At 55.2% G+C, this 8,754-nt stretch carries 11 protein-coding genes and 3 tRNA genes; 7 read left to right on the top strand and 7 right to left on the bottom strand.

The annotated features are described in order from the left end of the window. Nucleotides 1-5 precede the first annotated feature (5 nt). On the top strand, nucleotides 6-794 hold the full coding sequence (locus tag VFA09_01010) for a cyclase family protein (protein HZU65831.1): 789 nt from the start codon (nucleotides 6-8) through the stop codon (nucleotides 792-794). Nucleotides 795-806: 12 nt separating this feature from the next. Here the strand turns inward: VFA09_01010 and VFA09_01015 are convergent, their stop codons facing one another. The 3 genes from VFA09_01015 to VFA09_01025 all read right to left on the bottom strand — a co-directional run bounded on the left by VFA09_01015 (nucleotide 807) and on the right by VFA09_01025 (nucleotide 4,099). Continuing rightward, nucleotides 807-2,201, bottom strand: a complete 1,395-nt coding sequence (locus tag VFA09_01015; protein HZU65832.1) for a DUF1116 domain-containing protein — start codon at nucleotides 2,199-2,201, stop codon at nucleotides 807-809. 4 nt (nucleotides 2,202-2,205) lie between these two features. Then, the gene (gene fdrA / locus VFA09_01020) at nucleotides 2,206-3,840 is read right to left on the bottom strand and encodes an acyl-CoA synthetase FdrA (protein HZU65833.1); all 1,635 of its coding nucleotides are present in this window, start codon (nucleotides 3,838-3,840) and stop codon (nucleotides 2,206-2,208) included. A 187-nt stretch (nucleotides 3,841-4,027) separates the two neighbouring features. Then, nucleotides 4,028-4,099 (bottom strand) — tRNA-Lys (locus VFA09_01025). 355 nt (nucleotides 4,100-4,454) lie between these two features. Between VFA09_01025 and VFA09_01030 the strand changes: the two genes are divergently transcribed. Both VFA09_01030 and VFA09_01035 read left to right on the top strand, forming a co-directional pair. Continuing rightward, nucleotides 4,455-4,850, top strand: coding sequence for a response regulator (locus VFA09_01030; protein HZU65834.1), 396 nt, complete (start codon nucleotides 4,455-4,457; stop codon nucleotides 4,848-4,850). A 133-nt stretch (nucleotides 4,851-4,983) separates the two neighbouring features. Then, on the top strand, nucleotides 4,984-5,241 hold the full coding sequence (locus tag VFA09_01035) for a YtxH domain-containing protein (protein ID HZU65835.1): 258 nt from the start codon (nucleotides 4,984-4,986) through the stop codon (nucleotides 5,239-5,241). A gap of 98 nt (nucleotides 5,242-5,339) precedes the next feature. Here the strand turns inward: VFA09_01035 and VFA09_01040 are convergent, their stop codons facing one another. The 3 genes from VFA09_01040 to VFA09_01050 are packed head-to-tail and all read right to left on the bottom strand — an operon-like array spanning nucleotide 5,340 to nucleotide 6,129. Next, nucleotides 5,340-5,588 (bottom strand): hypothetical protein, encoded by a 249-nt coding sequence (locus VFA09_01040; GenBank protein HZU65836.1) that lies wholly within the window; start codon nucleotides 5,586-5,588, stop codon nucleotides 5,340-5,342. Nucleotides 5,589-5,595: 7 nt separating this feature from the next. Then, nucleotides 5,596-5,910, bottom strand: coding sequence for a hypothetical protein (locus tag VFA09_01045; protein ID HZU65837.1), 315 nt, complete (start codon nucleotides 5,908-5,910; stop codon nucleotides 5,596-5,598). Continuing rightward, nucleotides 5,911-6,129, bottom strand: coding sequence for a carboxymuconolactone decarboxylase family protein (locus tag VFA09_01050; GenBank protein HZU65838.1), 219 nt, complete (start codon nucleotides 6,127-6,129; stop codon nucleotides 5,911-5,913). 392 nt (nucleotides 6,130-6,521) lie between these two features. Between VFA09_01050 and VFA09_01055 the strand changes: the two genes are divergently transcribed. After that, on the top strand, nucleotides 6,522-7,181 hold the full coding sequence (locus tag VFA09_01055) for a class I SAM-dependent methyltransferase (protein ID HZU65839.1): 660 nt from the start codon (nucleotides 6,522-6,524) through the stop codon (nucleotides 7,179-7,181). A gap of 95 nt (nucleotides 7,182-7,276) precedes the next feature. Here the strand turns inward: VFA09_01055 and VFA09_01060 are convergent, their stop codons facing one another. After that, entirely contained in the window at nucleotides 7,277-7,882 is a 606-nt protein-coding gene (locus tag VFA09_01060) for a Uma2 family endonuclease (protein HZU65840.1), read from the bottom strand. 263 nt (nucleotides 7,883-8,145) lie between these two features. Here VFA09_01060 and VFA09_01065 point away from each other — a divergent pair. The 3 genes from VFA09_01065 to VFA09_01075 all read left to right on the top strand — a co-directional run. Then, a tRNA-Tyr gene (locus tag VFA09_01065) sits at nucleotides 8,146-8,228 on the top strand. 25 nt (nucleotides 8,229-8,253) lie between these two features. Continuing rightward, nucleotides 8,254-8,325 (top strand) — tRNA-Thr (locus VFA09_01070). A 153-nt stretch (nucleotides 8,326-8,478) separates the two neighbouring features. After that, on the top strand, nucleotides 8,479-8,754 hold a 276-nt coding region (locus VFA09_01075), incomplete at its 3' end, for a GTP-binding protein (GenBank protein ID HZU65841.1).

Below are 8,754 nucleotides of genomic sequence, written 5' to 3' on the forward strand. Positions count from 1 at the left end.
ATCACATGGCAAACGCTCAATCCAATATTCTGGCACAGTTGCTTGCCGAACTCGACTCTGGCGGCCTGAAGGTCGTCGACCTGACCACTCCTCTGGGACCAGATACCGTCGTGATCGACCTGCCGCCTATGTTTGCTCCATCGCCCGGCCTGACCATCACCGAGATTTCGCGCTACGATAGCCGCGGCCCGGCCTGGTACTGGAACATTCTCAATCTCGGCGAACACACAGGCACGCACTTCGATGCCCCCATTCACTGGGTTACGGGCAAAGACCTGCCCAACAATGCCACCGATACTATTCCCCCACGTAAGTTTATCGGCCCCGCGTGCGTCATTGACGTGACAAGCCAGGTGGAGCAGAATCCCGATTTCCTGTTGATGCCCGAAGATGTCGAGGCATGGGAGAGCGAGCATGGGCGCATCCCGGCAGGCGCGTGGGTATTGCTGCGCACCGGCTGGAGCAAGCGCACCGGACGCGAAGAGTTCCTCAACGTTCGTGAAGACGGCGCGCATTCGCCCGGCTTCGACAAGACCTGTTCGGAATTCCTGGCGCAAGAGCGCGACGTGCTGGGCGTCGGCGTGGAAACGGTCGGAACGGACGCAGGCCAGGCCGGAACGTTCGATCCGCCATTCCCTAATCACACTATCATGCATGGCGCGGGCAAATTCGGCATTACCAGCCTGATCAACCTGGATCAACTGCCACCGACCGGGGCCATCGTCATCGCCGCCCCGCTTAAAATCGTAGATGGTTCAGGCAGTCCCCTGCGCGTGATCGCGATCACGCCATAGGCCAGAACCGTCCTAAAGTGCTTCCGCTAATGCCGACAATGCCGCCTCAAAACACTCCATTGGCGGATAGACGATGCCGGCTCCGATCTGGCCGATGCCCGGCAGGCGGTGCGCGATACCCGTATTGATGACGGGTGGCATATTCAGGCGGCACACCTGCCGGATATCGATGCCGGTGGGCGTGCCGCGGAAATCCAGCGCCGGAATGCCGAATAAAGGATTGCTGGTCACGGTCAAGGCGTACATTTCCTGGGTATATCGTAACGCGTCGGCAGGCGTGCCGCCGATGAATTGCACAATCGCGGGCGCTCCCGCCATGGCGAAAGCTCCGACGCCGCTGGTCTCTGTGATGGCGCTATCGCCTATATCAAGATTGGCATCCTCCGGCCCGTAACCGGCGAAATACAGTCCCCGCACCATCTGCGCGGGACCCACAAACCAGCGCTCTCCCAGCCCACTCACGCGAATACCAAAATCCACGCCATTGCGCGCCATCGTCACCACTACACTGCTATACGGCACGTTGGCTCCTGCTAATGTAATCGCCTTGGCCGCGGCCATCCCGGCATTGAGATGAAAATGGTCGTTTCCGGCGATGAAACGCAGCACGGCGGCCGTTTCCGCCGCCGAATTGCCCGTTTCTGCCAGCGCAGGCCCTACCTGGCGCGCGAAGACCGATGAAGCCGCCTTGTTGCGGTTATGGCACTCGTCGCCCATCTGCAGCGCCTGGGCCATAATTGCACGGATATCGACCCCGCCCATCTGCTGAACCGCTCGCGCCAGCGCAGGCCCCAGCACATCTTGCATCCAGCGCAGGCGTTCCAGCACATCAGAAGAATACGCCCCGTAGCGCAGCACCTTGCCAAGTCCCTCATTCAAGGTTGAATAGGTGCGGTTGCCATGCGTTTTATCCTCAAGCACGTAGAGCGGCATAGATGGTGATGTGATGCCGGCCATCGGCCCAACGACGTTGAAATGGTGGCATGGCTCGAAATCGATGGCCCCGGATTCGGCTAGCTGCACGGCCTCTTGCTCGTCCCTGGCCCAGCCTTCATAGAGGCAGGCCCCAATAACCGCGCCACGCATGGGGCCACACATACGCTCCCAGCTAATAGGCGGACCGGCATGCAGCAATTTGCGCGCTTGCAGCGCTGGAATCACCTCGCGCGCCGGTCGCACATCGACCAGGACGGGATGCGCGGCCAGCATGCGTTCGACTGCGATCTTGTTAGCTTCGTCTACTGCCGGATTGTTTAGAAGCTTTGCCAGCGCTCTCGTGTTGCCTGCTGGCGGTCGCCATGATACACGAATTACATCGATTCCCTGCTCCTCGATGGCATCGGCAAAAATGTCTGCTCCAACATTAATGATGGGCGCAGGCCCGGCAGCGTTTGTCATCTGCTCCATATGCTTACCTCGCTTGAGTAAGTAACTCGACACAGCGCCAGGCGGCATCTGCATTGCTTGTGAAAACCTCGGCCCCGGCTTCACGAAAACGCGCAGCCTGCCTCGAAAGCCGTTGTGGATCGCCCTCGGTGCCACACAATGAAATCACGAAGTTGAGCGCGCGACCCTGCGAGGCTGCCTGTTCCAGCGTTCCGGCAATCACCGGCGCGTACACTGCCGCCGGATCAGGATGCGCGCAATAACCCAGCACCATATCCAGCAGGATCACACCCACCCGTGGATTGCCGGCCTCTTCCTGCAAACGCTTCAAACGCAGGCCCGGATCAATCATCGGATGCGGGCGACCATGGGTATATTCGTCCGCGCCAAAATCAATCGCGAAATGCCCCTGCGTGCGCTGCCCCTGGGCCAGTCGCCATTCCGGCTTCAATGGAATATTGGAATAAATAGGGCCAATCTGCCCGGCCCAGATATGCATCGCCTCATCGCACAACGTGCCCCCCGAAAAAAGCGCCGCCAGGCGATATCCTGTTCCTGTGTCGCTGGTTGCCCTCGCGTGTACGGTAGGGGCGTCCCCTTGTGGGCGCCCTGGAAGAATCTCGTTGCCGCTTCTCATTGTCCGCGCCTGCCCGCTATCTACCGCTTTACCGGTCTCACTCATAGATACCGCTTGCATGGCCGCTTCCGCCAGCGTGCGAGCGATGATGAGCCGCTCTCTATAGCGGCTCTCTAAAGCATCGCGATCAGCCCCAACAAAGATTACGATGACGGGTTTCTGTCCGCTCGCGGCTACCTCAAGCACCCGTTCGGCTACGGCCTGCGCGGGCGGCTTGGAAATGAGAACAATGACCTGCGTCTGTTCGTCGGCCTGCAGGAGACGCAATCCCTGCAAGGTCGTAATCGCTCCCACTGCCTCGGAGAGGTCGCGCCCGCCGCAACCGATAACCTGCGAGACACCACTGCCCTGCTGCGCGATAAGCGACATCACCTGCTGCGTGCCCGTACCAGAAGCCCCCACGATGCCGATTGGCCCGCGCGGAACCACGTTGACGAATCCCAGCCCGGCACCATTGATCATAGCGGTGCCGCAATCGGGTCCCATCAATAACAGATTGCGTTCTTGCGCCATATGTTTCAAAGCAATTTCCTGCTCCAGCTTCACGTTATCGCTGAAGAGAAAGACGTGCAACCCGGCCCTCAATGCCTGTTCCGCCTCAAGAGCGGCATACATTCCCGGAACGGAGATGAGGGCCAGCCTGGCATCCGGGTGTAGCTGCGTGGCCTGCTCCAGCGAACGTGGCTTCCCCGGCCCAGCTTGCATCCCGTTCATTCCAGTACTGCTTGCGCCGGTACGCCGTCCCAATTGCCCCAGTTGCTCCTCGGCGGTCTGTAATGCGGCCTGCGCGGTAGCTTCATCCCCGGCGCGCACGACGATCAGCACATCGTCCGGGCCAGGCTTGCCCTCGACTCCTTCGAACGGCGCCAGGCCTGCCTCGGCCAGCAATTGCAAATTTGGTTCGGTGGCCATAATCGCGGCCGCATCCTCCACGCCCGGCATTTCCGTGAGGGAACGTGCAATCTTCATCAGTGTAATCGAGTCGAAATAACTGCTGCGCTTCACGCGGGCCAAAATCTTCATAGGCCAATATTCCTTCTCTATGCAAGAACTATTGTACTATCCAGCAAAATGCGCTATTGATGAGTATTAATCCTATTACGTCTTGATTGTATCCCTGTGCTTGCTGCTATTGTGGTACGTGGCGCATCGCAAGTCAAGGGCAGGCAAATTTGAGAAGTATTGAAAAGGAGAATGTCACGAATTATAGTGACCGCGGTGGGACTCGAACCCACGGCCAATCGATTAAAAGTCGATTGCTCTACCACTGAGCTACGCGGTCGTTCTACTAAAAGCATGATGGTCATTTGTTTAACCATCAGACTGGCTCTTAGCAGCACTATCATAGCATACGTGTCAAGGAGAAACCACGCTCACGATTGGCTCACAAATATTAAAAATGCCTTACAGCTTATCATTAACCGGGGATGTATCTTGCCTCTTGTGAGCTAACGTGATACACTACGGTATGGCAAGGATATTTTGTTTCCGGCGCTTCTATGTCCTCCTGGATCGACCAGGAGAGCAGTGTTAGAGAGAGTGCCGGTTACTTTGAGAAATGTATTGGTAGTGATGACAGGAGGGAGCGCTTCTGGCCGGACTTGAATGAGGGTCAGGCCCGCGGCGTTTAAGAAACTGTGGGCAAACAAATACTCGTTGTTGACGATAAGCATGAATTGCTTCACCTGATGCGCCGCGTCCTGGAAGACGAGCAGTATCAGGTCTCTATCCTGCAAGATGGAAGAGATGCTTTTACCCAGGTGAAAACTCAGCTGCCGGATTTGTTGATTCTCGATCTGAGATTGGGCGATATTTCCGGTCAGGATATTCTGAAGCAATTGAAGGACGATCCAGTAACAGCCGATATTCCTATCATCGTCTATACTGCCGCGGTGCTTGAGGCTGAAGAGGTCACCAAACTTGTTTCAAACAATCCTGAACGCTTTCAAGATGTATATGTAGTTCAAAAGCCATTCGAACTAGAGAATTTGCTCATTCTGGTGCAGCAGGCCCTCCACGAACCGGTCGGCTAATCGACTCTTGCTAGTTAATGATAGACTACTGGTCGGCAAGCGTTCCGGTTATTTTTGTGTGGCAATGTGCCTGGAAACGGGTACATGTAGAATAACGGATAATTTCTTATCCAGAAAGGAAGGGTGTGAACCAATGAAGTTTATTCTCGGCTTACTTCTCGGCTTCGCTCTAGGTGTGGCTGCTGGCCTGGTGCTCGCTCCTCAGTCGGGCGAATCCACGCGGGCGCAACTCGGCGAGCAGGGTATTATGCTGCGCGACCGTTCCGCGGGACTTACCGACGAACTGCGCGCGCGTGCTACCGAGGCGCTCAATCAGGGCATGGAGATGTACAACCGCACCAAAGGCGAGTTGACAGAGCGCTATTCTAAAGCCAAAAGCGGCGAACTGTAAAATAGGGATGTAGGGGCCGATTGATCGCGCCCACCGCCGATTGATCGGCCCCCGGCCCGGATTACCTGGTTATTTTGTCAAACTGCATGACCTGGCCCCTACACTTCGTGTTCGTATTGTTTTATCAGCTTGTCCACCAGGTTCCCTATCTCATGCCACAGGCTATGCTGGTAATCAAGCATACGCGACTGGTTTAAGTCGAACTCTCTATTCGATGGGTCTTTCCTGGCATTTTCCTCGAATCGACGCGCAAGCGCCAGTTTCTTATCGCCCTGATCATGCAAGTAAGTTGATAGTTGTTGTAAATCTGCCAGCAGGGCAGCCAGTTTTTCTTCGCTCGTTGGCATAGCGTCTTCATTCCTTATTAGTATTGGTATTGGCGTTCTCGGATGGAAGAATCTGTAGTGCATCCGCGTAACGGTTAAAGAAATTGAACAATCCAATCACAGTTGCCAGCTCGACAATCTCTCCATCGTCAAAATAAGCTTGCAGCGCATCCCATAGCTCCTCGTCCACATCGCGCGCGCTCGTCGTCATCACCTCAGCAAAATGCAGCGCCACCAGTTGCTGCTCCGTGAAGAGATGGCGATGCTGGTCGATATGGTAGAGCGCGTCCAGCAACTCCTTGCTTACACCCAGCTGCCCTGCCAGGGCAGTATGCGCCTCCATTCAATAAAAGCAGGCATTGACCTGCGAGACACGTATCGCCAGCAGCTCTTTCAGAGCCGGGTCAACCGTCCCCGCGCGCATGGCCGTTTCCAGCAACTGCATTGCCTGGCGCATCAGCTCTGGTCTGTGGGCCATAGTGCGAAAAAGTGTAGCCATGGTGCTGAAAGATGTGGCTCCATCAGCAGGTAATTCTATATCAATCGGTGGTATGCGAGGCATCGTCTTGACTCTTCTATCCATGCGTTCCTAAAAAAGTACGCCAATATTCTTAATAATATCTTCATTCTAATAGACAGACTGCCACGACGCAAGCAGGGAAAACCTGGTGATTCCCCAGAAGTGTGTATAAAGGAACTGAAACCAGAACTACTGGACAACTGCTCGCCAGATTCTTCGCTGCGCTCAGAATGACAGGCCTGCGCGCAGGCCTGTCATTCTGAGCACAGGCCTGTCATTCTGAGCGCAGGCCTGTCATTCTGAGCGCAGCGAAGAATCTCTGGTCGGCTCCTGAGGAATCACGGGAAGAAAACTACAACCCGCAATACTATTCAACCGTATCCAGGGCAAGAGCTATTATTGCGACATAGAAAAGAAAGCGACCCGAACAATTCATGAGCAAGACTATCGCCGGCGATCCACAAAAACCGGCAACTACCCATCATCGCCTGTTTGCCGCTTATTACGAACGCACTTCACGGGGCAGAACAGAGCGCAACTATATGGCGCCATACCGCAAGGAAATCGCCGGGCAGGCTTCCGGCATTGTACTCGAAATAGGCGCGGGCAACGGTCTCAACTTCGCTTATTATGATCCCGGGCGGGTTGAGCGAGTAGAAGCCATTGAACCCGACACTGCCATGTTGCGTTATGCTCGCGCGCGGGCAGAGGCGGCTCCAGTACCCATCACGCTTACTCAAGCTCCAGCTGAATCGCTCCCATTCGCGGATGGGACGTTTGATTGCGCGCTGGCAACGCTTGTCTTTTGTTCCGTCAATGACCCGGCGGCCAGTTTGCGAGAAATCAGGCGCGTCCTGAAGCCGGGTGGCAGATTGCTACTGGTCGAACATGTCCGCTCTCAAGGAGCCGTCACCAGTCGCATACAGGATATGTTTGTCCCGTTCACAACGCGTCTTGCCGGTAACTGTCACTGGAATCGCGACACTGAAGCAACGCTGGCAGAGGCAGGTTTTCAAATCGAGTACCGCCGCAAACTTGGCGGTGGGTTAGTGCCAATGATAATGCTCAGGGCCGTACTCAAACTTCCGACGTGAGGATACAGAACAACGCGGCGCCTGCCACAGCAAAGTGCTTTGTCGTAGTGAAAGATGGTCAGGCAAGCATCTTGACTGGCCCTGCGGATGAGGTTTCACTGCTCTGATTCAGCATCCTCTTTCACCTGCTCGACCGCTATGGGGATAGAGAGGCGCCTGTAGAACTGGCGTACCTCGATTTCAATGTCCAGGCTTGCCAGGGGAAAACTTTCTCCGGCTCCATATTGCCGGTAGAGCCAATCACCGTCTGAACGCGAGAAAACCTCGACACGCTGAACGGCCTGGCTCACAAAGATAATTTCCTGAACGCTCTCTTTTGACTGGTAGAGCGCGAGCTTCACGAAGCGATCGGTCATCTCGGTTGATCTTGAGAGTACTTCGACGACCAGGACAGGCGTATCGATAATCTGGGACTCTCCATGATCTCCAGCACTGCAAGAAACCACGACATCCGGTATCACCACTTTGGTAGGCGTCAATCGTACCAATTTATCAGAAACATATGGCCGACAGAGCGCATCATCACCCAGCGCCTGATCGAGAGCTATTCCGAAATTGAGCGCAATGGTAGCATGATTCGACGTTCCGCCTGCCATGAGACGAACCTCGCCATCGTAGTATTCGTAGCGCCGGTCAGAGTTACGCACCAGCAGCAAATATTGTTCCAGCGACATATACTGCCGCACTGGATTCGTCGCCATATGCTGGCTCCTTTACTGCTTCCCAGATCGTTTGCACATCTATTATATCATGCTCTTCATATCCCATAGACATCTCTATTTTCGTTTTCCCCCAGAGGTCTCATGACCGCAATACAACGCTTGACATGCGCTGAAGCGTCGGCTATAATGGGTGCGTCCCAATTGAGGTAGTGAAACCCGATTGAGGCATGAGACGGTCAATCGGGAGATTGAATAGCAACTAAAGGCTTCCGTCCAATACTAGGAGTTGGAAATCTCATCCTGGGCAGTTACCAAAGTGGCCAAATGGGGCTGACTGTAAATCAGCTGTCTATCGACTTCGGGGGTTCGAATCCCTCACTGCCCACCCAAGGTGTTCCAGAGATCCACCAGCCCGTGTGGCGCAGCGGTAGCGCACAGTCTTGGTAAGACTGGGGTCATGGGTTCGATTCCCATCACGGGCTCCTATGTTGGTTGCAACAGGGTTATACTTTCTCGAGCTGTCCTACATGATAGTCCCACAAATATGAAGCTTCTGTAAGCAGCAACAGGATGTGTGCCTGGATGGCCGACTTCCCTCCCGGTTGGGGGATTGAAAAGAAGGAGTCATTTGAGTTATGGCAAAGAAGAAATTTGAGCGAACGAAACCGCATGTGAACGTGGGCACCATCGGCCATATCGACCATGGCAAGACGACCTTGACGGCGGCGATCACCAAAGTGCTGGCCAAAGCCAACGCCGCCAACAAGTATATCGCTTTCGACCAGATCGACAAAGCGCCCGAGGAGCGCGAGCGCGGCATCACGATTGCCATTGCCCACGTCGAATATGAGACCGAGAAACGCCACTACGCGCACGTGGACTGCCCAGGACATGCCGACTACATCAAGAAC

The organism is Ktedonobacteraceae bacterium (genome assembly GCA_035653615.1).
Classification (GTDB): domain Bacteria; phylum Chloroflexota; class Ktedonobacteria; order Ktedonobacterales; family Ktedonobacteraceae; genus DASRBN01.

Excerpts from the sequence above, each read along its gene's own strand:
- fdrA (HZU65833.1), bottom strand. The coding sequence starts at position 3,840 with ATGAAGATTTTGGCCCGCGTGAAGCGCAGCAGTTATTTCGACTCGATT.
- VFA09_01040 (HZU65836.1), bottom strand. The coding sequence starts at position 5,588 with ATGCCAACGAGCGAAGAAAAACTGGCTGCCCTGCTGGCAGATTTACAA.
- VFA09_01045 (HZU65837.1), bottom strand. The coding sequence starts at position 5,910 with ATGGAGGCGCATACTGCCCTGGCAGGGCAGCTGGGTGTAAGCAAGGAG.
- VFA09_01055 (HZU65839.1), top strand. The coding sequence starts at position 6,522 with ATGAGCAAGACTATCGCCGGCGATCCACAAAAACCGGCAACTACCCAT.
- VFA09_01010 (HZU65831.1), top strand. The coding sequence starts at position 6 with ATGGCAAACGCTCAATCCAATATTCTGGCACAGTTGCTTGCCGAACTC.
- VFA09_01015 (HZU65832.1), bottom strand. The coding sequence starts at position 2,201 with ATGGAGCAGATGACAAACGCTGCCGGGCCTGCGCCCATCATTAATGTT.
- VFA09_01060 (HZU65840.1), bottom strand. The coding sequence starts at position 7,882 with ATGGCGACGAATCCAGTGCGGCAGTATATGTCGCTGGAACAATATTTG.
- VFA09_01050 (HZU65838.1), bottom strand. The coding sequence starts at position 6,129 with ATGCCTCGCATACCACCGATTGATATAGAATTACCTGCTGATGGAGCC.
- VFA09_01035 (HZU65835.1), top strand. The coding sequence starts at position 4,984 with ATGAAGTTTATTCTCGGCTTACTTCTCGGCTTCGCTCTAGGTGTGGCT.